The following is a 26,200-nucleotide window of genomic DNA, read 5'->3' on the forward strand; positions in this document are numbered from 1 at the left end:
AATTATGCCATCTTTCCTGTTTATTTATTCCAGACCGAAGTCCCGTTTTCTGTTTTCCTTGCCAGTTTCACTTTCCCGCTGACTCTTTTCTTTATAAATCTGCAGTTTTTCATGGATAGAACCACGTGTCGGTCTTTCTTCTTTCTCATCTGATTCAGACACCTCTGTTTCTGCATCTTCCCGTTCATCCATATTGAGCAATGCATTTAATTCTGACAGTCGCTCCAGTTTCTGGTTCAACTCCTCTTCTTTTGGAAATGGCTTTCCAACCTCTTCTTTTGCATTTGCAAGCTGTTCATATACTGTTTCCAGTCTTTGTTGTGCTTCTGAAAGCTTCTCTGGATAACTGTCCAACAGATTGTTGATACGAGTAATATTTCCAAGTGCATCTGCTCCAAGATGAACTTTCGAGACAGCCTCATGTTTGACAGATAGAATAAATTCTTTACTCCATCCATCAAACTGAATCCTCATATTGAATCCCTGATAGTTTCCGATATCCATCGCAGCATCTACAGCTTTAATATCTTTACATACCGCCAGAAGTGCTGCTCCTGCCTCTTTCTTTTCTGTGAACTCTTTGCCGCCAATCTCCATAGTAAACTGCTCTGGATCTGTGATTTTATGCTCTGAGTAATGAGCGATTTCTGCCTTGTAGCTGTCAATGATTTCTGTCAGTTTTGCAATCTGTTGTGGAAAATTCCTTGCAATATCATCTTCCAGGCGGTACTGGTTATTCATGTGGTTGGCTTTTAAAAGTTTTAATTTTGCCACATCAACATCCAATGCCATCTTCTCTTTTACTGCTGGATTTCCGGTTGCAAGAGCTTTGACCTCTGCATAGGAAAGTGCCGCTTCGTCCACATCTTCACAGCTTCGCACAGGTGCTTTGCTGGTCATAATCTGAGAAATGAATTTCTGCTTGTTCTCAACCAACTGCCACATGTAGCTGTCAAATGTGGATTCAGTTACATACCGGAAGATATGAACCTTTTTATTATGATTTCCCTGACGGATAATACGCCCTTCCCTCTGTTCCAAATCAGATGGTTTCCAGCCAATATCCAGATGGTGCAACGCAATCAGACGGTCCTGCACGTTGGTCCCGGCACCCATCTTTGCTGTTGAGCCAATCAAAAAACGAACCTGCCCGGATTTCACTTTTCCAAACAGCTCCGTCTTCTTTGCTTCTGTATTTGCATCATGAATAAAAGCAATCTCTTTTTCCGGTACACCTTTCGCTATCAGTTTCTGCTTCAAGTCATCATAAACATTGAAACTGCCATCACCTTTCGGTGTGCTCAAGTCACAGAAAATCAATTGTGCAGATTTCTGTGCTGCCGTGTCTTTCCAGATCTCATAACTTTTCTCTGCACAGACTGATATTTTGCTTTCTGGATTATCTGGCAATAATTCGTTCACCAAACGCTGATCCAATGCCAATTTTCTTCCATCATTGGTAATTTTCAGCATATTATCAACCGAAGCATCTACCCCTCCGTTTCTGACAACTTCTGCACGTTCCCCCAGACTTTCTACGATTTCTTTCTGCTGTTCCGTTGGTTTCAGCACCACTGTTTCATATTCCGCCTCTGGCACAGGAAGCTTTAACTGATCGGAAGTCTTGATATCTGCAATCTCCTTAAACATATTCATCAGTTCCGGAATATTATAAAATCTTGCAAATCTTGACTTTGCACGGTAGCCTGTTCCTTCTGGTGCAAGCTCAATGCTCGTGACTACCTCGCCAAAGGTGGAGGCCCAGGAATCAAACAGTCCAAGTCCCATATTTTGTAATTTGCTGTTCTGCAGATACCTCTGCATAACATATAATTCCGTCATGCTGTTGCTAATCGGTGTGCCCGTAGCAAAGGTAATGCCTTTTCCTCCGGTAATCTCATCCAGATACTGACATTTATTAAACATATCCGCCGACTTCTGTGCTTCATTCTGTGCAATCCCGGCTACATTTCTCATTTTTGTATAAAGAAATGCGTTTTTATAACTGTGTGCTTCATCTACATATAAATGATCCACTCCCAGTTCTTCAAACGTAACTACCTGATCTTTTTTCTCTTTCTGATTCAGTTTCTCCAGCCTTGTCTGCAATGTTTTTCTTGTCTTTTCAATCTGTTTGACGGTATAACGTCCACCATCCTGTTCATACCTTGCACTCTGGATTGCCATTTCCAGATCATCAATCTGCCTCTGAAGCATGGCTTCCTGTTTCTCATCAGAGATTGGAATACGCTCAAACTGGGAATGACCAATAATAACAGCATCGTAATTTCCCATAGCGATTCTGGCACAGAACTTCTTTCGGTTTGCCGGTTCAAAGTCTTTCTTGGTTGCTACCAAAATATTTGCTCCTGGATATAACTGCAGGAACTCCGCTCCCCACTGCTCTGTCAAATGGTTTGGCACAACAAAGAGATTCTTTTGTGATAATCCCAGACGTTTGCTCTCCATTGCCGCCGCTACCATTTCGTAAGTCTTCCCAGCTCCTACTACATGTGCCAGAAGCACATTATCACCGTATAACTGATGTGCGACTGCATTTTTCTGATGCGGACGAAGCTCTATTTCCGGATTCATTCCTGGAAAACTCAAGTGACTACCATCATATTCACGGGGACGGATACTATTGAAACGCTCATTGTACACGCTTACCAGCCTTTCTCTCCTCTGCTGATCCTTAAAAATCCAATCTTGGAATGCAGCCTTCAAGGCATCCTGCTTTTGTGATGCCAACATAGTTTCTTTTTTATTCAAAACTCGCACTTCATCCCCATTGTCATTTACGACTTTATCATAGATTCTAACATCTTTTAGATTCAAGGTATCTTCCAGAATCCGGTAGGCATTTGCTCTCTCCGTTCCATACGTTGCATAAGCAAACGCATTTCTTGGACTGTCGGCGTTCTTTCCTGTAATCCTCCACTCACCATTTACCTCAGAGAATTTTACCTGTATTTCCTTCTGTGCAAGATACCTCGGCGTATGAAGCAGTTCCACCATAAAATCCTGATAATCCGAAGGTTCAATCCAGGTGGCTCCAATACGCACTTCAATCTCCGACGCTTCCAGATCTCTTGGCTGAACTGCCTCCAATGCACGCACATTCGGTGTGAATTCCGGATGATTCTCTGCAAAAGTTCTCGCTGTATTTAATTTATCTCTGACGTTTCCAGACAGATATTCATCTCCGCTTTCCCACTGGTCTGTCAGTGGATTTTTGAAGATAACTCCAACCAGCTCTTCTGTGATTTTCTCTTCGGTCTTTCCGGTCAACTGTGCCATATATGGAAGATCTACTTTAGCCTTTTCATTTAGGGACAGAGCAAGTGCTTCTGTGGCTGTCTCCACACTTGTCACAGCGACCGCCTTTTTAATGGTTCGTTTGGTGAACATGTCCGCTTTCCGCTTCAATGTTCCATCTTCATTCAAGTCTTCCAGGGAACACAGCAGACAATAAGAAGAGTCATCAGAAAATGCACGTTTGTTAGCATTACTTCCAATAACTCCATACTTTGCTGTGTAGGTATCATACACCTGATTCAGTTTTTTCTGCTGTTTCTGGATTTCTTCGTCTGTGACAAATTCTTCCATCTGCATGGCGATCAGTTCACGAACGGTATCACGGATTGCAACCATGCCTTTTACACGTTCTGCAGTGACTGCAGGCATTTTCACCTGATTCATCAAAGAATTGACACGGTAATATACCTGATCATCTACCACCGTATAGCTGTAATTTCGGACATTCGGATCTGCCGGAATACTCTCTGGCATCTCATCCAGTTCTGCCTCTATATCTACTGCCGCTACCATGCTTCCTCTGATGTGTTTTACAGCTTCTTGTAACTGTAATTCCAGATCAGCTCCTTCCATTGGAGCACAGGTTGTTTCCATACCATACGGACCGGACACTTCTTTCATCTCACCAAGAATCAATCCCGGATGCTGAACAAAATACTTGTTAATGGTAATCCCATTTGCATCACTCTCCAAATTCACCCAGTCTGGCATCTCTTTTGTGAAACTCTCACGCTTCTGGAAAAACAAAATATCAGCACTGACTTCTGTTCCTGCATTTGCCTTAAAAGCTGTGTTCGGCAGTCGGATAGCCCCCAGCAGGTCTGCACGCTCTGCCAAATATTTCCGGACTTCCGGTGATTCCTTGTCCATAGTTCCCTTTGTTGTGATCAACGCAGCTACACCACCTGGACGTAACTGATCTATAGTCTTGGCAAGAAAGTAATCATGAATCATAAAATTGTAGCGGTCATACTGACGGTCATTGACCTTGTATGCACCAAATGGCACATTTCCAATCGCCACATCAAAAAAATCATTAGGATAATCTGTCTTCTCAAAACCTTTAATCTGAATATTGGCATCTGGATAGAGCAACTTTGCAATTCTACCACTGATGCTGTCCAGTTCCACACCATAGAGTTTGGACTGGTTTAGATTCTCCGGAAGCATTCCAAAGAAGTTACCAACTCCCATAGACGGCTCCAGAATATTTCCTTTTGTAAATCCCAGATTCTCCAACACCTGATACATACTTTCAATCACAATCGGCTGTGTATAATGAGCATTTAAGGTGGAAGCTCTGGCTGCAGCATATTCCTCTGGTGTAAGAACCGTCTTTAATTCCAAATATTCTGTCTCCCATGCAGCTTTTGTCTCATCAAATGCATCTGCAAGACCTCCCCAGCCAACGTACCTGGATAAGATTTCCTGTTCTTCCGGTGTTGCATTGCGATTCTCATCCTCACATTTCTTTAACAACTGGATAGCCATGATATTGGCACGGAACTTTTCTTTTGCTGTACCCTGTCCAAGCTCATCATCTGTGATGCGGAAGTTCGTTGCTGGAATCGTTTCTGATATTCCGTTAATCTCTTCCAAAGATTCTTTTTCTTCCGATACCTCAACTTCTCCAGATAATTCTTTTTCTTTTTTATCATAATCTGTCCACACACGTTGAGAAATAGCAGTAAAATACGAGGACTCTTCCTCCATAATTTCTTCCCTGATTTCCCGTAATTCATCTAAAGTATCCGCATTTACAGTTTTGTTGTGATAATGATAATAAAGTACTTCTTGTCCGAGTTTTACATCCAGACGTTCCAATTCTTGTGTTGACATTCGATTCCAAATATCATCTTTTTCCGTATGAATCGTGAAACCTTCTCCATCATCATGATATTCTAATGTGTATTGAAGTCGATTCGCTTCTCCCTTAACTTTGCAATCAAAATCGTGGATTTTTGTTCTGGTACCAGACATATATTCTGAATCAACTAATCGCAAATCAGTTATATCTTCCGCTGTCAAAGTATCCTGCTCCAGCTGTTCTCCTAACATCTGCTGTGCTTCTTCCAAATCTGCCAGTCTTTGTGCTTCCTGTCGTTCTTCGTACTTTTCCATTTCTTCCGGTGACAAATAATCATCTGTGCGGATTAACTGGCGAACACGTTCTGCAACCTTGTTCCACTTTAATAAAACTTCTACCTCTGGACTGCCAATTTTCCCTTTTGCAAGTTTTAATCCTTTTGCATCATGGGATGCGTCGGAAGCATCTGCTCCTGGTATTCCGGGTGAGGAACCACCTGTTCCATACTCATTTTTCAGGAACTCAGCTGCATCTTTCATATCATGATGTTCCATGAAATACTCATAGATTCGGTTACGTCCTCCTGCAGTAATGCCGCCTCTTCTTAACACTGCGTCAATTTCATCCTGTGTGATAAAGGATAGTGCCGGACGTTCGACCGTAAATTTCTGGTCTACCCAGGAACGCTCTCTCTGAAGATCCTGAAAGCGTTGGAAATATTCCGGATTATGCTGAATCTCCCAGCGGTGATAATCTCCCGGATTCTCATCCATATATTTCTGCAGCCATTCAAAACGATAGACAATCGCATCTGCTTCCTCTTGATCTGTCCATGCTCCACTCACTACATCCTGCCAGTCTGAATATGATTGTTTCTTTTCCCAGTTTCTGCAAGTATCCCGAAAATGAAGTGCAAGAAGATTGGTCATTTCTTCCTGCTCCTGTTCAATGGCATTATTGGAAATCAAATTATCCACGTAATTTCCATCCTCATACATATCCCGAATTCTGTTCGCTGCTTCTTCCCACGTAACCATGCGGTCAAAGTTTCTTCTGGCAGAGTCCCCTCGCCGGATACGGATACCATCATTGTCATACCAGATACTGATTTTCTGACCATCTATGGTAAATCCTTTGCCACCAGTTCCATATTCATCTTTCAGAAAACTCCGCATTTCTTCATTATCCAGACCTTCAATCAGTCTTGCTGTAATATGAAACAGTGTATTTTTCTGTCCGCTTCCCGTGCGGAGAATATCATTTACCACTTCATCGGAAATAAGAAAAGCGGCTGGCTGTTCCAATGCAGCTGCCGCTTTCCTTATTTCTCCTAACTGTTCCTCTTCTGTTGGGAACAGACTTAACTGTAAATAATCTCCTGAATCACCAGCTCCTCTGCCTGTGCCTTGATCTGGTTCATGTGTCTGGTCCATGCCATCCCGTCTGCCATTTTGTCCGGTGCCGGATCTTTCTCCAGAAGTTCGTTCATCAGGTCGTCTACTCTCTGTCTTGCCTGGCTGTCGATCTCCATCAGATGACTGTCCAGACGGTTCTGCAGTGTCAGAATGTTGAACCTGGCTACCTTGTGGTTTCTCAGATACTCTTTCCGCATCATTCCGTACTTGCCGATGGTTCCTCTCGTCTCTTCCAGGCTGATATCTGGAATCTGATACTCTCCGTTCTGGCTGTAACTGATCTCTCTCATAGTCTGTTTCCTCCTTTTTTTCTTCTCTATCTTCTGTGTTATCTGTATTACTTTCACGAATTAACGTGTTAAATTCATTATAAGCTACTTCTTTTTCTTTTGCAACCGTTTTCAGGTCATTTTCCAGATCATTCAGAACATATCGTCCAATCTGCATCAGAACTGGTCTGCTGATCTCATTGACTGCACTTCCCAGGTGTCCTAATACTTTCAGCTGATTGAAGTCCGTAATATGCCGAAAATCCTCTGCATCCAGATATTCCTGTACATCCAGTCCACACCGCTTTAGTAATACATACCAGACACTATTGGTCATCAGTTCCCGAAATTCGACTTCCTGATTCTGTTCGTCCAGTTCTTCCAGAAATGTCCCTGTTACATCCAGTCTCAGTTCTTCCAATGCATCTGGAATCCATTCTTGCATACTCTCCTTCGCTGCCTGATGCAGACTTTCAGCAAGTCCTCCTTGTGTATCTTCCAGTGATAGTTGCTCCTGCAGATAATCTGCCACCAGCTGTTCTCCTTCCACCGGAAGATTCCATAACTGTGGATCTTTTCCCAGATTCCGCACCTTATAAGTGTCCTGCACATCAAATACATACCGAAGTTTTGTTTTCGGTCCGGAAGTGTTGTCAATCAAGGCAATCCCCTTGGATCCCTTTTTGATCCAGCGGTACATCTTCTGATTCCATATTTCCATGGATGCTACGGCAGTTGCTTCCGGTCGCTGTGCATAAATTAAAAGCTGTTCTGGAAAAGTGTATTTGTACAATCTGGAGGCAGTATTTAGGAACCGCATCCATTCCTGCGGACTGGCAGCCACATCTTTTGCCACCTCTTCCGTCAGCTGTTCCATTGCATATAATTTATTTGCCATGTGCTACTCCTTTTCATAAAATCAGGGACTGCTTAGTACAGTCCCCTTAAAATCATCGTTGTTTCTCTTTATAATGCTGCGGCAAGATCTTTTGACTTATTCTTTGGCACTTTGTCTGCCTCTTTTGCCTTGATCTCTGCCTTGGCTTTTTCCAGTCTTCCATGGATTCCACCTTTTACTTCCGCTTTTTCGGCTGCTTTTTCTTTCTCCAGACGAGCTTCCCTACGCTCAGCATTTTCCATTACTGCGGTCTTTTTATCACAGAACTGAACCTTATCCGAAAGCTGTTCCTGTCTTTCCACCTGTGTCTCATTGACTTCCTGTACCATCGCATTTAATTCCGGAACCTGAAAAATGCCGTTATCAGGGAGAATCAGCACTTCATGAATGGAAGATGGGATGACAAAGTAATCACTTCCCAGGCATTCCCCAATCTGTTTACGAATATCTTCCTGCAGTAACAGGGAAGCTCCATTCATCTTAGCTTTGTTTGTCAGACAGAACATTGGGTTTTCCATGGCTTCCATATCCATTTTTTCATTCAGCAGGTTTTCTGGTTCTTCACCAAAAATCATAGATTTGATAATCTGCGTCATATCCACCAGTTGCACGCCTCTGTTCCTATCTGCCATCATCGCATCTGCCTGAATCTGTTCGACAGATACTCCCCATTCATTCATCAGAGAGATTGTTACCGGAATACTGCTGATTCCTTCTCCATTTTCCTCCAGATTTACTGCATAATAAGCTGCAAAATCTCCGTGTTCTGTGACTACTTTATCTGCAAGAAGATCGGTATTCCATTCCTTATCACAAATTCTCATCTGTAATTTGTCCTTCATCTTTTCATAATCCAGAATATCCGGAACTCCCATATCAAAAAATTCTGCTTTTCCCTGTGCCTCAATACGCATATCAGCTACATCACCAACACAAGAATCTACATCTTTTCCATTGATATATTCCTGGTAGAGGGAATCCAGATAGACTGTCGGTACGATTCTCTGATCTCCGTTTGGAATCGTAATCCCTGTCAGTTTCAAACCGTTGTTTTTTTCTACTTCCTGAAGTTTAATTTCTGCGTTCTTATAAGACTCTGGCAGATACTCCTTTACATTGTCTTTGACATATTCATAAAATTCTTTTCTGTTCATCATACGCTTTTACCCCTTTCTGATCATGTGATGGTTCATTCTTTTTCTGCTGACCATCTGCTCGGCTTTCTTCTGATAAGCCATCATTCTCTTTAAAGTTTTCTCCTGGTTTTTTCGTGCTTCCTGTCTTTTTTCCATTGCTTTCATCATAGTTTTCTGTTCCTTTCTGTGTTTTTTGTATGAAAAAGGGAGCCTCACATAGAAGCTCCCAATCATAACCGTTGGTTTTAATTTCCTTATTTGCTTTTCCTTTTTCTGCTGATATAAAGTCCTGCCATACCTCCTGTGGAGATTACCAGAAGCAGGATCGGCAGCCAGATATTCGTGCTGTCACCTGTTTTCGGTGCGTTTGATACCTTTGTCTCTTCATGGGACTGTGGTGTATCCGGTGTGTTCGGTGTTTCTGGAACTTCCGGTTTCTCATTTGTCAGATTAAAGGTAACTTCTACAACCGGTGTACTGTCATCTGCATAGGCAAATGTCACTTCATGCTTTGTCTGATCCAATGTGTATCCATCCAGTGTCTTTGTTTCCACCAGATAATACTTGATAGCGGTATCATATTTGCCGTTCTTAAATGTGGCAATCTCATACAGCTTACTTTCTGCATGACCGGCAGCATCTGTCTTTAAGGTTTCCAGAACTTTTCCTTTGCTGTCACGAAGTTCAAATTCTACCCCTTTCAGCGGTTCTCCTGATGATTTATCTGTCTTATTGAGAATCACTTTTCCCTTGGCAGTGTCATCTTTCATAGCTACTTTCTGGATTTCTCCAGTATCCTTTACTTCAATACTAACATCCGATGTCAGAAGATATCCTTTCGGTGCCTGCTCTTCACGTAAGGTATATTTACCGATTGGAATTTTTTCGATATAGTGTGCTTCCTCTGTGGAAGTCCAGCTCTCTACTACCTGATCATCCTTATCGAGAATCGTCAGTTTCGCACCCGGAATTTCAGTTTCTCCTGTGATATCTGTCTTACTGATCTGCACTTTTGTCACATCATCTTTCATCTCTACTTTCTGAATCTCGGCTGTATTTTCTACTGTAAAGGTAATACTTTCTGCAGTGACATATCCATCTGCCGGTTTTGTCTCTGTCATGGTGTATTCCTTGCCAACCACCAGTTCTTTGATCACATGGGATTCTTCCGTAGAAGTCCATTCATCTACTGTGTTGCCATCTGAATCCGTCACTTTCAGGTGTGCACCTGGAAGTTCTTTACCTGTTGTCAGGTCTGTTTTAGTCAGCTCCACTGTGGTTGGCTGATTCTCAAAAATAAAGTCGTAGCTTACTTCTGCCTGGTCTTCTCCGGCATATTCTAAGGTAAATTCCTGTACTTCTTCTGTTGTAACAAATCCATCCGGCGCAAAGATCTCTTTCACATAGTATTTTCCGTCTACCGGAAGATCTGCCGTAAAAGTAATCTGTCCTTTTTCATCCGTTACCCGCTGCTCGATCAGACTGTCTTTCTCAAGGAGTACCTCGCCCTTTGCATTTTTGATATCTTCACTGGTATAAAGACCAAAGACACCACCTGCAAGAACACGTTCTGTATCTTTTTCTTTCTTCAGAACCGTAACCTTTACTTTCTGACGGGCATTCTGCCATTTCTCATCATAAGTGATGACTGGTGTGTCCTGATCACGGTAGGAAAGGTCAACATATCTCGGCTCTTTGTCCAGCACATAACCATGGGCTGTTTTTACTTCCTTCACATAGTATTTTCCTGCCGGAAGATCTCCCATCTGTGCAATACCATTGGAATCTGTGGTAATGGTTCCCACTTTTTCATCTGCTTTGAAATAATCTTCACTGACACCATCTGCCGCTTTGATATCTTCCGCAGCAAATACGTCGAACGTCACATCTGTAAGGCTTCCGGTTACATACTCAAAAAGATGCTCCACAGTACCTTTTACATGATCCAAAAGTGTCACCTTATCCAGAAACTCTCCATTTTTGTTGATGATCAGAAGTCCTGTCGGAACTTCATCTTTCATCTCTACTTTCTGAATCTCAGCAGTATCTTCCAGCGTGAACTTCACATCCGTTGCTTTCAAATATCCATACGGTGCCATTTCCTCACGAAGAGTGTATTCCTCTCCAACTGTCAGTCGTTTGATCACATGTGGCTGATCTTTTACAGAAGTCCACTGATCCACAACATTTCCTTCTTTATCAAGAACAGTGAGTTTTGCCCCATCCAGTTCCACACCTGTGGTTATATCAGATTTTGTAATTTCTACTGTTGTCGGCTGGTTCTTTTTCACTGTTTTCAGTTTTACTGTCTTCACATCCTGTCCCTGGTAAGAAGCATCCAGATTCAGAACTTCATCAGAGGATACAAATCCCGCCGGTGCTTTTAACTCTTTCACATAATACTGTCCAAGTGGCAGATCCAGCGTACATGTTGCAAGACCATCGTTATCAGAAGTCATTTCCTGTAAGAGTGTGTCTGCTTTCACGATTACTTTTCCATCTGCCTTAATATCCGCTTTGTTATAGATACCAAAGACAGCTCCTGCTACGGTTGCACCATTTTCTGCATCCTGTTTTTCTACCTGGATTGCAACTTTCTGGCGGTCATCGCCAACCGTCACTTCCTGTTCGATCACAGGTGTATCCTGATCTGCATAGACAAATGCGACATCTGATCTGTCATGGTTCAGGACAAATCCTTCCGGTGCAGTCTTTTCTACTACATAGTAAGAACCAAGTGGCAGATTTTCTGCAACTGCTTTTCCGTCTTCTCCAGTCGTTACCATTGTTACCAGTGCATCTTTTGCATAGATCAGCTGTCTGTTTCCGTTTTCATCTTTCTGATAATCCGGTGTATAGATATTTTCAGCTGCATAGACATGAAATGATGCACCCTTCAGGTATCTTTCTTCATAAACAAAATCCTTTTTAAATCCGGTCAGCATCTCACCTTTTTTATAGATCGTCAACTTTCCTTTTACCGGATGGTTCTCGTAATCTACCGTAATAATGGCATCTCCACTCTCAGAATCCATCTGGTATGCTGTGTTAGCATCCACCGCAATCTCTACATAATTCTTATTAATCGTGTACCCTTCCGGTGCATTGACTTCCTCAATCCTGTAATGTCCGATCTTCAGATTCTTCGGCATGATCAGATATCCCTGGCTGTCCGTAAAATAGGACTTGTGAGTGGTTGTCACTGGGTAAGTTGTTACCTGTTCCACATACTTTTTGTTGTCCAGGTCATATACCTTAAATTCTGTTCCGGCAATCAATACGGATTTCTTTGTTTCATCGTCTTTTTTCACGATTTTTAGTTTTGCCTTAAACTCTTCATCCAGAAGCACACGCCAGATCTGCGGCTCATTTGGATGATGCTCTGTGATATTCACTTCAAAATCATCGACCGGCTTGTAATTGTGCGGTGTTGTAGTTTCACGCACGATATAGCTTCCAAATGGTAATGGAATACTGCAGGCATATCCTTTTTCATCTGTGAAAATCTCCGTTGCTCCATTTTCTCCACTCACTACTGGTTTGGCAGAATCAAAATCATAGCTTCCATCTGCTTTCTTTGTAAGGGAAGATTTCAGATAAACTGTAAATCCAGCTCCGGATAACAGATCTGCATCGGTCTTTCCATTGTTGGCTGCTTTGATGATCTGGAATGGCTGCTTGATGACCTGCTCACTGGAAGTGCACTCTCTTTTTACTTCTGCTGTCATATCTCCTTCATAACTGCACGTAAGATCATGCTCTTCTGCATCTGCCAGGTATCCGGTCGGCGGAGTAATCTCTTTGACATAATATTTGCCAAGATATAAGCCATCTACAAAAGCCTGTCCTTTGTCATCTGTTGTAAGAGAAGCTACCTGTTCTCCTGCTTTATAAATAGTTCCCGTTGCTCCATCCGGATGCACGATATCCTCACGGGCATACAGACCATAAACTGCACCTTTCAGTGTGGCATCTCCCTGCGGTACTGCTTTTCCTGTCTCTTTATCCACTTTATAAAGATTGATCTTTGCTGTCACACGGTCATTACTGAAGGTATGGGCAAAAGATACGGTTGCTTCTTTATCATTGGTGTAAGAAAACTTGAACGTATACACATCTTCTATATTTCTTACATAACCTTCCGGCGCCTGATCTTCTTTTACTGAATAGGAATATCCAATCGGAAGATCTGCTGTGAATTTTGCAGTTCCATCTTCGCCAGTAGTTGCTTTCTCAATCAGTGTTCCTTTTTTCACAACAGCTGTTCCGTCTGCATTTCTGATGTCATCGGATGCATACAGAGCAAAAATTCCGCCTTTCAGTGGTTTCTTGGTGTCTTTATCCTGTTTTTCTACGGAAACATCTGCTTTCTGTCTCTCGTTGTTAAAAGTCACATCTGCAAACACAACTTCTTTATTCTGTCCGGCATAAGTCAGAGTCACTGACTTTTCTTCACTGCCGTTATAGAAATTGTCCGGTGCTTTTGCTTCTTTTACCACATAGGTTCCAAGATGCATGTTTTTCAGTGTGACAGAACCATTCTCACCTGTTGTCAGATTTTCTTTTACCAAGTCACCTTTGCTGTACACTTTTGTTCCATAAGCCGTTACAATATCTGCTCCGGCATACACGTTATATACTGCATTTTTCTGTCTGCGGTTTTCATACTGAAATACCGTTCCATTTTCACTGACCTCTGCTCCGGTAAGAACCTGTCCTTCTTTATAAATGGTAAGCTCTGCCAGCTGCTCCTTGTTTTCCACGGTTACAGATGAGGTCTTACTTGCTACCAATTTTACATTTGTTGCCGTTGCGTTTACTACATATCCCTGTGGTGCTGTGATCTCTTTCAGATAAACGGTATCCTGTGTCTTAATGATCGTAACAGAGGATTTTCCATTCTTATCTGTTGCCGGCATCTGAGTAATCAGCTTTGTGCAAGCCTCATCGCTGTAAACGCCAAATACTGCGCCTGCAAGATTGACATCCGCTGTATCGTCTTTCTTTACGATTTCGATCGTAGCCTGTTCAATCCAGGACACCTTTAAGCTTACATATTTTTCATCAGCAACACCTTCTCCAAATACAAATGCCAGATCCTGAACACTTGCATTCGTAGTCAGTTTATATGCTGAGTAATCTTTTGTAATACTTCCCTTCATCTTTGTAGAAAAAGTAGCACTTACATCTTTTGTCTGTGTCAGAGGCGCTGAAAGATAAAACGTGGTTCCTCCTCCAATTGTTACGCTTGCACCTGCCGCACTTACATTTCCAGTAGATACATTATGGAGCTTTACTCCCTTTGGTAAGTCCATTGTAATTTTCTGCTGGGAAGATGCGTTGAACTGAATGTTCTCCGTTCTCTGAACATTTCCATCTACATAAGCTTTTACATTCGGTTTTGAAAATGACATCGCTACATCTGGTATTTCCGGCTTATTCACACAATAATTATAAAGCTCTTTTGCCAAAGCCTCGCCTGTAGCATTTGTTCCATAGAATGCATCACTGCTTCCATTGGCATAAGATGCAGCCATGTGAATAATGATGAATCTTTTTCCTTCTGAGAAATCCGTGTGTTTATTCGCAAAAAAGCTTTCGCTCCCTGCGGCATCTGTACCGTAATAACACACTTTTGCTAACGCCTGATTGTCCCCAATCTTTGTGATTGTATAATTTCCGGATCCTGGTCCAGGTTTTGCTGGCTGTACACAATACGCAGTTGCTCTGACGCTTCCGTAGCTGATATAGTACGGCTCTGTCAGATAGGTTCCAAGATTATAATCTGCATATCTATACAGAGGTCCTTTTTCGATTGTTACCTGCTGTGTACTTCTTGCTGAATAAGCCGAAACTGCTTCAAATGTTGCAATCTCTCCTTCTTCCATAGAATCAAGATCCACACCTTCGTCTCCTGCCTGTTCCAAAACATCATGAAGCTCTAACCCTGATTCTTCATCATAGGTATCCTGATTCTGTGCCTGCTCTACCAAATCATCAAATTCATCAGCGTCAATATCGGTAATCTCCGATTCTGCTTCTGAATCCTCCGCTTCTTCTGTCTGCTGTTCACTGCCAGCTGTTTCGGATTCGGTCACTGCTTCACTCACTGCCACCTCTGTCTGAGTTTCTGTTGCTTTCTCACGCACAATCAGTTTTCGGCTGATTTGGTACTTCGGATGCTCCTGATTTACCGGTTCCACATAATAGACCGCTTTGTAAGTGTCCACATGATCTGTCGTAAAATCTTCATTCTTGTCATTCTTTGCTTCCTCAAATGTGACTTTAACCTTGTTATCATCCTTGATTTCCAGTCCTGTAAAGTCTGATTTCACATCAAATACACTGCCTGTTTCAATTTCATAATCTTTGGCAGTCACCACCTCATCTTCATCCAAAAGGTCTTTCACTTCCTCATAAAGTGGAGGTTTTTCCTCTGGCTGGATCTCCGCTGCATATGCCGTCATCGGAGACAGCACTGTACTAAGCATTGTCATGCCTGCCAGCAAGCCAGATACTACTTTTCTAAAATTACCTTTTTTCTTCATGCTAAGGTCCTCTCTTTCATAATATTTGTATTAAAACAGACAGTCCTTAGACTGCCTGCAATACACTACTTATCGTTGTGGAAAAATAAGATTGAACTGTACATTTCCCTCTCCGGGATCGACCATCTCCACAGTTGCTTCATACTGTCTCCCTGTTTTTCTTGATACCAGATCCTTATAATGGATTTTTCCTTTAGACAGGAACTTCTTTGCTGCCACCTTATCCATCTTTTTTCCCTGGCTTGCAAGAAATTTATCATTTTTCCATAAGGTAAAAGCACAGTTCCGATCAGAACAGTAAAAATTTATTTTTCCTTCCCTGACATCTGCTCCACAGCGGGGACATTTGCCAATGACTTCTCCTTTTGCCTTTCCCTGAAACTGATTTTTCTTCTCTTCTGAAATCCCCTGATACCTGGCAACCAGTTCCTGCATCAGCTCTGTAATCCCATTTAGGAATTCATCTGCTGTCTCTGTATTCTGGGCAATATGATTCAATGCCATTTCCCACTCTGCGGTCATCCTCGGAGATTTAATCTCATCCGGTAGAACCGTAATCAGCACATTTCCATCATCTGTCGGCACCAGATTTTTCTTTTCCCTTTTCACAAAGCCAGACTGAATCAGTTTTTCAATGATTGCTGCCCTTGTTGCAGGAGTACCAAGTCCTTTCTTTTCTGTATCTTCGGTCAGCTCTTCATTCCCTGCACGTTCCATCGCAGAAAGCAGGGTATCTTCTGTGTACTGTTTCGGTGGCTGTGTAAAATGCTCCGATACAAAAGAATCACAGGGACCATAATGCTTGCCTGCCCAGATATCCAACTCCGGCTCTTCTTTTTCTGCAATGATTCCAAAGAACTGTTTCAGTTTTTTCTCAATTGTCTTGAACCCTTCCTGTTTTGTTTTCTTTGCATTGAGATAAAACGTATGATAATTGCAGGTAATCTGACATTTATGACTCTCATAAATATAAGGATCTGCAGTTGCTGTCAGAACCCTGGCACTGATCAGATACAAAATCTTGCGGCTTCGTTCTTTCAGTTCACCAATATCTGCTTTGGCTACTTCCATGGTTGGGATAATTGCATGGTGATCAGATACTTTCTTTGAATTTAATACCTTACTCACGTCCGGCTGATATTCCAGCCCTTCGGCATAGGGCATTTTCCCAAGTAACATCTGAATCAGAGTTTCTGTGCTTTCTCCCATCTCATCTGTCAGATACTGGCTGTCTGTTCTCGGATAAGTGACAAGTTTCTGCTCATACATCTCTTGCACGGCATCCAATGTCTGTTGAGCGGTATAGCCAAACATTCTGTTTGCTTCCCTCTGCAGAGTGGTCAAATCATAAAGCTTCGGAGGACGGACCGTTTTCTCTTTCACATCATCCTTCTCCACTTCGCACATCCGCTCTAGGCAGTCCTCAGCCACTTTATCTGCATCCTCTTTTTTCTGAAAATGCTCCGTGACTGCATCCATATCATCAAACTTGATATGAGCCATATAATATTTTTCTTTGGTAAATTCCTTGATCTTCTGATTTCGATCCACGATCATGGCAAGTGTTGGTGTCTGTACTCTTCCAACTTTCAGATTCTGGTTATACAGAACGGAAAAAAGACGGCTCGCATTGATTCCCACCAGCCAGTCAGCCTTTGCCCTGCAAAGTGCTGACTGATAGAGACTGTCATAACACGAACCGTCTTTTAATGACGCAAATCCATCTTTAATTGCCTGTTCTTCCATAGATGAGATCCAGAGTCGCTTCATCGGCTTTTTACATCCTGCCTGCTCATACACCAGACGGAAGATTAACTCTCCTTCACGTCCTGCATCAGTAGCACAGATCACTTCATCTACATTGGAATCTCTCATCAGTTTTTTCAAGATTCCGTACTGCTTCTTTGTTCCATCCAAAACCTTGTGTCTCCAGCATTCCGGCACAATCGGCAGATCTTCATATCTCCATTTTTTATATTTTTCATCGTATTCCGATGCATCGCATAATCCAACCAGATGTCCTACGCACCAGGAAACGATATAACCGTTTCCCTCCACGTAGCCATCTTTTCTTGTTCTGGCTCCAAGCACGGAAGCCAGTGCCATCGCAACCGATGGCTTTTCTGCAATCACTAATTTCATTTACTCCTACTCCTCTTCTTCATCTTCCAGTACATCATCATTGAAATCTTCATCTCTCAGGATTTCCGGTTCTGCACTTTCTTCCTGCTCATCTGCATCGTCTACTTCCCGTTTTTCTGACTCTGAATCTTCGGATTCATCTTCATCCTCTTCCATCTCATCCTCGTCATCATATTCATGCTTTGGTTTATAGACTTTGAAGTAATATCCTCCTGCCGCAGCTCCGACTGCAACCAGTGCAATCAAAAGATACGTTCCAAATGGACTTTTATCTTCAGGCATCTGAATATCATCCTCTACCTTATCTTTCTCATCTGTCTCTGTCGTTTCCGGTTTTTCTTCCTCTGCTTTTTTCTCTGGTTCTGCATAAACCGTATCCACTTCCGGAAGTGTCACCGAATCAGAAAGTGTGAAGTTCATCAGATCTTTTTCACTGACTTCTGTAAGAAAATACACATTATCCTGAGATTTTGAATTGTCAATAATCAGATAGAAAATCTTACCACTCTTAGTTGAAATGGTATAAAACTCTTTTGTGCCTTCCGTAGCTGTTTTAGTAACAGAATCTGCTGTCTCGCCTTCTTTATTAAGCTGTTCCTCAATACCTGTCACTGTCCGATCATCCACGGTTCCTTTTGCATCTGTCGGCTCAGAAGCCTGTGCATCCTGCGGAAGCGGTGAAGTCGTTGTTTTCTCAGTCCCAGTTGCATCTGCACTGGTCGTGGTTGCCATTGCACCATTACTGTCAATGGAAGTTTTCTGTTTCTCTGCCTGCTTCTTTGCCCATTCATAATAAGGATTCTGTAACACATACTTTTCAGACGTATTTCCGGCACCGTCTGTTACCGTAATCTCAATCTGTTTTGTAGTAAAATCTTTCTGTGTCAATTGCACTCTCAGCATTCCATCCTTCAAGTCTGTATAAGTGGTGCCATTGACTGTTACTGCAGTAATCCCTGATACTGTATCATTCCCCTGAATCGTCAGCACACCATCTGTCAGGGAAGCAGAGAGTGTAGGCTTTTCCGTGTCATAACACTTAATAGAGCGATTCTGCTCATAGACCTTCCCCTCACCATCTGTCACACGCACATACACTGTCTGGTTTCCAGTGATCGTGATACTTCCACTTCCGGTTACATCCTGCCAGCTTCCATCTTTTCCTGCTTTTGCTTCAATCTTTGCTATTGAGAAACCTTCCGGCATATGACTGGCATCTACCGTAACAGCAATGGTTGTTTCTCCCTGTTTCCAGCCATCCGGTTTCTCAATCGTGATTGCAGGCGTGGTATTCTCAGCTGCATAAGCAGTCTGTGTCTGGAGCAAAGGTGTTGTCAGGCAAAGAAATGTCGTTGCTGCAAGCAAGCTCTTTTTTACCCTGCTTTTAGTAATTGTTCTCTTCTTCTGTTTCATTTTTTCCAGATTCATCATCGGCTTTTGTTTCCTCCTTCTGTATTTCTACCCTGCCGGGCAGTTCATTTTTCATTCTCTTTTTGAAAGCTTCCAATTCTGGAATACTCATATCCATTGCACGGATAATTCTTACAATTTCCAGATTTTCCGCTTCTGTTTTGGCAATCTCCGCAGCCTTGAAACGCTTTAAATCTGCTTCATATCTGGCTTTGGAGGTTTCCATTTTCTCTTTGGCTTTCTCATAATCCGCCGTTGCTTTTTCAAGACTTTTCATCGCTTCTCCTTTCCGGACGGCTGATGCAGCCGCCCTTTTTTCTTACCATCGTCCAAATCCATAGAAATGGCTCTGCCAGTATGGGGAATTGATGGACGTATACTGCACCGGATGTCCACAATGGATCATCTGACCATTGCCTACATAGATTCCGATATGCGTTACCGGCTCCCCTGCGTCGTAAGTTCCAGTAAAGAAGATCAAATCTCCCGGCTGTGCCTCCGACTGGGATACTGGTGTACAAATGTTGTACAGTCCCTGTGCTGTTAGTCTTCCTGTATTCCTTACACCAGAGTTTGTCAGACAGTAGCTTACAAATCCGGAACAATCGAATCCACTTGGGGAATATCCACCCCACACATACGGTGTTCCGAGATATCTCGCTGCTTCATTTAACAAACGCTGTGCTGCTTCACTGGTATATTCATTGCCGCCAAAGCCTGCTCCTTCTCCAGTTTCCAGATAAAAGATCGGGTTTAACCGCTCTCCATTTTTCAGAAGTTCAATATGAAGATGGCTTCCTGTGGAATTTCCAGTATTTCCTACAAGACCTATCTCATCACCTTTCGTGACGGATGCTCCTGCAGATACACTCCGGCTGCTTAAATGTGCATACCGTAGTTCATAGCCTTTACTGTCCTTGATTACAACATAATTGCCATAACTGTCGTTATAAGCAGAAGTTGTAACTGTTCCTGTCAGTCCTGCCATCACTTTTGTTCCTTCCGGTGCCCCGATATCCATGCCATTGTGTAACTGATTAGCTCCAGAAATCGGGTGAATCCTGTATCCATAATAGCTGGTCACACTGGAATACCAGTTAAAATCAACCGGTGTCGCAAACATCTGCAAGTTGCCTTTTGTATCGTTGTAGGCACTGAACAGTTCTTTCTGGAAAAATCCCAGCCTGTCCTGACAGATCGACATCAGATTTCCGCTGTTTAAGGTGACATTCAGCACATCTACATCTCTTGTCCTGGTCACTTCCACTTCCTGGCTTCCATTATCATCTGCCAGATAGCATTCCCAGGTCTTATGACCATGTGCGGATGCTGCCGCATGACTGTCATAATAGACATCAAACTGTACACCGTATCTTGCGAAAGCTCCGGTATCTTCTACCGTATATTCGACACCATTCATGACCACCTTTGTTCCCATTGGAACAAACGGATTGGAAGCATCTACTGCTAAGGTATGATTGGCTGTTGGATATGCTCCACTGGCAGTCGGTCCTCCACTCCAAATACCACAACAGATTGGACAGTTACAATATCCGCTTGTTACAACCTGTCCCAACGATTCTCCAACTCTTACTGTTGCTGTCTCTGTCACAGTTTCATTGACTGCTTCAGTAGTCAGATGATATTGCTCTGCAAACAATGCATCCAGTTCAGGCTTGACCTGTTCAAAAGTAAACTCCTCATACTTTGCTGACAGATAACTGATTAGGATAAACGGATCATGCTCAATAGGTCCGATGTTATATCGGTATTCCTCATGTCCCGGTTCTTCAGACTCCATGTTGTTAATCCGCTCCTGCAGATTAGCTTCCAGCTGTGTATAATACAGTTCCGCTTCCCGGATTGCTTGATCCGATGACAGATAACTGGTTCCCGTGTAAGTGATCACATTTTGTAAAAACACTGCAGAGCATGACGTGACATTCGTTATAATCAGAAACATCAATCCGATCAGAACTGCCACACTGATATACACCTTCCGGTTTTCTTTAAAGAAGTTGGTGACTTTGCCGCCAATCTTCTTGATATAATCAATCGTACCTTTTGTAGCTGTACCTACGGTCTGTTCACTTCGCTTTGCTTTGGCATAATCCCGTTTGATCTGTTGCTTCTGAATCTGTTTTTTTAGCTTCTTCTGCTCCTGACGGGCTGCCGCCTGTGTCTGTTTCTCTGCCTGTCTCTCCAGTCTGCTTCTCTTTCTGGAAGCCCTCTGTTTCCTTCGTCTGGCACTTCTCTGTTCCAGCCGGTAAATACCTTCGCAGCCTTCTTCCAACTTATAGGCACCTTCTACTGCCGCATTATCGTCTTCATTTTTACTGATCTCACGGTGCAATGCTGCGGAAGTTGCACTTCCTGCTTTCTTAACAACAAAAGCTTTTTCTGTTTTCACAGATTCCCCTTCCCCAAACTTCAGGCGGGATTTCTTCTTTCCAGAACCCTCTCCTTCATTTGCCTGATAAACCTGTGCCTTCTTGGAATGCTGCTTTGCTTCCTTTTTCTTTCTTGCTTCCTCATAAGAAAACTTTTTGGCTTTTTCCTTCTGTTTCTGATGACGGAAATTGACTCCATCCGTATCCATCTGGTTCAATTTCTCCATATCTTTGTCATTTTTCACAGAAGTACCAGTTTCCTCATAAGCAAACTTCAAACGTTGTTTTTGTTTTGGCTTTTTGCTGCCACCTGTCTGATTTCTCCGGCTGTCTCCTCTGTTTTCTGATAGATCAGCACGTTTTTCTTTCAGTCTCCCTGACTGTCCGGCTTCGGATTTTTCTGCAAGTCTGGATTCTTTTCCGACTTCAGCACGGATTCTTTTTCTATTTTGCTGTTTACTACTCTGTCCCAAATCCTCACTTTGCTTCTCTGTCCGTATCAGTTCCGGTGCATCCCTGGATTTTTGCACAGAGGGTCGAATATTTTTCCCACTCCGTTCAGACTGGCGGGGAGACTTATCCACAAGGTTTTCTGCTTTTTCCCCCTGTTTTATTCCCATCTGCACATCACTGGCACGGTTACTGACACGAACAGAAGATTTATCCGTCAGGTTTTCTTCCACCAGACCATCTTTGGTCATCTTCTGGACCTTCTTATCCCTGACTTTCATTCTCTGTTCTGCCACTGATTACTCCTCCTTCTTCGGATACCCTTTCCCTGCCTGTAATAAACAGAGAAAAGCGATGCCAAATACAGCACCGCCACTAAAAGTTAATACATATGAAATTGCTCGTAACATTGTCTTCTCCTTTGATTTAACCTGCTTCGGAAGTTTCCTCCAAGCGGGTTGTCATGATTTTATAGAGGGAATTCTTCGGGAATCTGTCTACGAATGGAATAATGACATTTCCATAGAACAGAAGTCCTTCCCCCTCATTACTGTTGGTTACATAGGACAGCTGGGTTGGTGAGATATTCAGCTGTTTTGCAAGAATCTGCCGGTCACCGGAAGCCTGGTTGAGCATATAAATAAAATCTGAATTTTCAAATATATTCTCTATCTCCCTGGAAGACAACAAATCCTTAATATTCTGGGTGATACCAGTTGGAATACCACCCCATTTACGAAATCTCTTCCAGATTTCCACACTATAAGCTGCAGTCTGCTCTTCCTTCAAAAGAAGATGGAACTCATCCACATAGTATCTGGTGGACTTATGGGCAGAACGGTTCATCGTTACCCTGTTCCAGACCTGATCCTGGATTACGAGCATCCCAATCTTTTTCAGCTGTTTGCCAAGTTCTTTGATGTCAAAGCAGACAATACGGTTATTGATATCCACGTTCGTCTGATGGTTAAATACATTCAAAGAACCTGTAACATAGATCTCCAATGAAGTGGCCAGTCGCTGTGCTTCTGGCTCTTCCTGTTTTCTCAGAAGGTTGTATAAGTCCTCCAGGATTGGCATCTTCTCCGGTATTGGATCGGCAAGGTATTCCTGATATACTAACCGAACACAACGGTCAATAATCGTTTTTTCTACCGGCTCCAGTCCATTCTTTCCACCAACAATCAACTCACACAGAGATAAAATAAAATCTGCTTTTAATGACAGCGGATTGTCTTCCTCGGAATAATTCAGGTTCAGATCCATCGGATTGATATACTGGTCAGATACCGGTGAAACCCGAACCACCTGTCCATGCAGCGCCTGCACAAGTGCCGAATACTCGGCTTCTGGATCGCAGACAATGATATCGTCTTCCGTAATCAGAAAACAGTTCGTAATTTCCCTCTTTGCTGAAAATGACTTACCAGAACCTGGTGTACCAAGAATCAGTCCATTTGGGTTCTTCAGGCGTTTCCGATCAACCATGATCATGTTATTGGATAACGCATTCAATCCATAATAAAGAGCTTCCCCTTCCTGAAACAGTTCCTGTGTCGTAAATGGCACAAAGATTGCGGTTGATGATGTGGTAAGCCCTCTCTGAATTTCAATTCGATTGACTCCAAGCGGAATACAGGACATGAGTGCTGCTTCCTGCTGATAATCCAGCTGTTTTAAGGAACAGTTATATTTCTGTGCGATTCCCTGTACCTGGAAAATATTATTATCCAGCTTCTGACGCTTCTTTGCGGTATTCATAACCAGAACCGTCACAAGAAACATTCGCTCATTTCTGGACTGCAGATCTTCCAGCAGGTTCTTCGCTTCTTCTCCATAAGTCACAAGGTCCGATGGAAGCACGTCCATATCATAACCGGAACGTACCGCTCGTTTCTGCTCTTCGATCTTCATCTTATCCAAATCTGAAATCTTGCTCTTGATCATCTTGATCGCTGAACTCTGGTCAATAGACTGGATATGGATGTTGACATTAATACTGTCATCTACATCCAGAAAATCTGCAAGCATCCGGTCTGTCAGCTCCGGTGCAAGAATCTGCAGGTAACTTACACTTCCCATCGTTCTTCCCATCAAAAATGTCTGATTCTTGGAAAAGTTAAAGGAAGTCGGTGCAATAAAATCTTTGGTCTTTAATCCGGTTTCTGGTAGCATCTTGTACTGGAACTTAAATGGTTCGATCCGATCCTGGTTGAACACATGATACATAATCTCCAGCCTTTCCAGTCCATTCAAAGAATGTGCCTGTGCTCCCAGAACCTTAAAGTTATTTAAGATATCTGTTTCGATTCTTTCAAGCCTTGGTCTTGCTACCTTCAGACTTTCTGCTTCGATTCCAAAAGTGATATATTTCGTCTTTACCAGACCATTATTTCCCTTGGAAAGCTGATTTTTCAGCATAGTACGGTACTCTTCACGAATGGCATTGAAGTCATCGTTCTGATCCGGAATATCAATGCTTTTTTCAAATTCTGCCACATCCACCTGCTGATTGATGAAGGACAGCTGCACACTGATGGAAGAATCAAAGTAATTTAAGAAATCACAGTAATTCTCAAATATCGTGGTCTTATCCTCGTTTAAAGCAAGCTGATAATTGATGTCGTAAAACTGAATCGTCTTGGAGAAAAAGGTCTTTGTCACCTGGCAGATACCATCCTGCAACATCCGAATATACGGAATACTCTGCTGTGCAGTTGTAGGAATGCTTTTCTGTTTCCTGCGGTCCCGTTCCTGTTTCTTCTTACGCTTTTCCTGTTCTCTTTCTTTTCTGCTTTTTTTGTTTCTTCTTTCCTGACGGTTTCTTTTTTCCGCCAGGGACAGACGCTCCTGCTGAGTCTCCTGCTTTGTCTTTTTTGCCATCCAGCACACCCTCCTTTTTTACAAGGGTGGAAATCTCCTGATAAAAATTTTCTGTCTTATATGGTCTTACTGCCGGACAGATAAACTTCTGTCGAATGATATTTGCCACCACTTTTTCAAAGGGAAGTCCGTCTTTTTCATACATTGCCATGAAGAAAAACGGAAGCATGATCGTTACCATCAAAATGGCAGCAATACTGGAACCGATTGGTTTTCTCATGAACAGATAAAACGGAATTCCCACAACTGCGGCAAGTGAAAAGAAAATCAGCTGCCGCTTTGTCAGATTTAATGCTACTTTTGTTTTGACCTTGGTAAGGTCTTTTGGTACTGGTACATACGCCATGGTATGCGCTCCTTTCCTGCCCGCTAGTGGGCATTGAATATAGATTTGCTAAGGCTTCCGGTCTTGAATAATGAAAATGCAAGAATCACGGTATAAGCCGCTACTGAAAACATAGCTGCATGAAGATCACTGGATATGGTCATTGCATTTACTAAAACTGCATAAATTCCCACACAGACCATCATGAAGAATCCCTGAAATGCCAGTGCGAACAAGCCTTTTAAATAGTTGTTTCCGATATTGCCCCATTCCTTATTGGTCATGGTGGCAAACGGAATTGGTGCTATGGAAGTATAAAGGTAAATTTCTATCATTCTTCCGAACAAGATTACCGTAATGATAATTGACAGAATGTGCATGGTAACACTGATCAACATCGTTTCCATGGATAGCAGGAACAAATCCCCTAACTCCATATCCTCCAGGGCATCCACAATCCGTGAAATTGCTTCTGTTGCATCCACCGCAGTGTTTCCTGATATCACCCCGGCGGCATTGTTGACCACATGCTGGCCAACATCAAAGACCGCCATCGTGATATTGAACGTATTTGTCACCAGATAAATGGCTACATACGCTTTGAAGATCCAGAGGAAAATGTTATAAGTCTCAAATTCATGGAAATTGTTTTTCTGTGTTACCATCGTGATCAATTCATAGCACAGGACAAAGGTGATGATCAGTCCCGCAATGGGGACAATCACCGTTTGGGATATATTCTGAATCAGATTAAAAATCCCTGCATTCCATCCCTGCGGTGTCTGTCCCACCTGCCCGGCTATGGTTCCCACCTGCTCATTGACAGACGTGAACATGTTATCCAAACATGACTTGATAAGTCCAATCAGGATATCCTTTATCGCTTCCGTAATTCTCTCAATGATGGTGTTCATCTACCACTCCTCTTAAGAGAACAATGTTGCCAGCTGTGGAATCAGGGTAGTTCCCAGCAGCATGATTCCGGCACCAGCCATCAGCTGTTTGATGCCCTGGCTCTTAGCGCCGGGATTGTCATTTCCATATCCTTCCAGAAGGTTTACGACACCCCACACACCAAGACCTGCGCCGATTGCGACTACAAGAGTTTTTAAAGTTGTAATTGCACTGCTAAAAAATGCCATATATTCATAAACCAAAACTGACTTCTTTCAGGTGTTTACGGGAATGAAAAAACACCGACTAAAAAGC

13 protein-coding genes are annotated in these 26,200 nt (G+C 42.7%); all 13 read right to left on the reverse strand.

The annotated features are described in order from the left end of the window. Window positions 1-24 precede the first annotated feature (24 nt). Window positions 25-7,707, reverse strand: coding sequence for a DEAD/DEAH box helicase family protein (locus tag LI126_RS15725; protein ID WP_237998808.1), 7,683 nt, complete (start codon window positions 7,705-7,707; stop codon window positions 25-27). Between the two features lie 68 nt (window positions 7,708-7,775). Further along, window positions 7,776-8,864 (reverse strand): DUF5688 family protein, encoded by a 1,089-nt coding sequence (locus tag LI126_RS11490; protein WP_227165422.1) that lies wholly within the window; start codon window positions 8,862-8,864, stop codon window positions 7,776-7,778. Between the two features lie 6 nt (window positions 8,865-8,870). Continuing rightward, the gene (locus LI126_RS11495) at window positions 8,871-9,011 is read right to left on the reverse strand and encodes a hypothetical protein (RefSeq protein ID WP_005344203.1); all 141 of its coding nucleotides are present in this window, start codon (window positions 9,009-9,011) and stop codon (window positions 8,871-8,873) included. Between the two features lie 86 nt (window positions 9,012-9,097). After that, a complete protein-coding gene (locus LI126_RS11500) occupies window positions 9,098-15,391 on the reverse strand; it encodes a SpaA isopeptide-forming pilin-related protein (RefSeq protein WP_227165423.1) in 6,294 nt (2,097 codons plus the stop codon). Between the two features lie 69 nt (window positions 15,392-15,460). Continuing rightward, window positions 15,461-17,533, reverse strand: a complete 2,073-nt coding sequence (locus LI126_RS11505; RefSeq protein ID WP_227165424.1) for a DNA topoisomerase 3 — start codon at window positions 17,531-17,533, stop codon at window positions 15,461-15,463. Between the two features lie 6 nt (window positions 17,534-17,539). Beyond that, complete coding sequence (locus tag LI126_RS11510) at window positions 17,540-18,964, reverse strand: CD1107 family mobile element protein (RefSeq protein WP_330635084.1); 1,425 nt, start codon at window positions 18,962-18,964, stop codon at window positions 17,540-17,542. Then, window positions 18,918-19,220 (reverse strand): DUF4315 family protein, encoded by a 303-nt coding sequence (locus LI126_RS11515; RefSeq protein WP_227165425.1) that lies wholly within the window; start codon window positions 19,218-19,220, stop codon window positions 18,918-18,920. Before LI126_RS11515 ends, LI126_RS11510 begins: the two co-directional genes overlap by 47 nt. 42 nt (window positions 19,221-19,262) lie before the next feature. Continuing rightward, complete coding sequence (locus LI126_RS11520) at window positions 19,263-22,064, reverse strand: CD1108 family mobile element protein (protein WP_227165440.1); 2,802 nt, start codon at window positions 22,062-22,064, stop codon at window positions 19,263-19,265. 18 nt (window positions 22,065-22,082) lie between these two features. Continuing rightward, window positions 22,083-22,193, reverse strand: a complete 111-nt coding sequence (locus tag LI126_RS11525; RefSeq protein ID WP_008688066.1) for a hypothetical protein — start codon at window positions 22,191-22,193, stop codon at window positions 22,083-22,085. A gap of 16 nt (window positions 22,194-22,209) precedes the next feature. Further along, entirely contained in the window at window positions 22,210-24,666 is a 2,457-nt protein-coding gene (locus tag LI126_RS11530; protein ID WP_227165426.1) for a VirB4-like conjugal transfer ATPase, CD1110 family, read from the reverse strand. After that, a complete protein-coding gene (locus tag LI126_RS11535; RefSeq protein WP_227165427.1) occupies window positions 24,548-25,012 on the reverse strand; it encodes a PrgI family protein in 465 nt (154 codons plus the stop codon). Before LI126_RS11535 ends, LI126_RS11530 begins: the two co-directional genes overlap by 119 nt. A 23-nt stretch (window positions 25,013-25,035) precedes the next feature. Then, window positions 25,036-25,905 carry a VirB6/TrbL-like conjugal transfer protein, CD1112 family gene (locus tag LI126_RS11540; protein ID WP_118383792.1) on the reverse strand — a complete coding sequence of 290 codons (870 nt, stop codon included), beginning with the start codon at window positions 25,903-25,905 and terminating at the stop codon, window positions 25,036-25,038. 12 nt (window positions 25,906-25,917) lie between these two features. After that, window positions 25,918-26,133 carry a Maff2 family mobile element protein gene (locus LI126_RS11545; protein WP_017144663.1) on the reverse strand — a complete coding sequence of 72 codons (216 nt, stop codon included), beginning with the start codon at window positions 26,131-26,133 and terminating at the stop codon, window positions 25,918-25,920. Window positions 26,134-26,200 lie beyond the last annotated feature (67 nt).

The sequence above is a fragment of the Mediterraneibacter sp. 210702-DFI.5.30 genome, assembly GCF_020560115.1.
GTDB lineage: Bacteria > Bacillota > Clostridia > Lachnospirales > Lachnospiraceae > Mediterraneibacter > Mediterraneibacter faecis.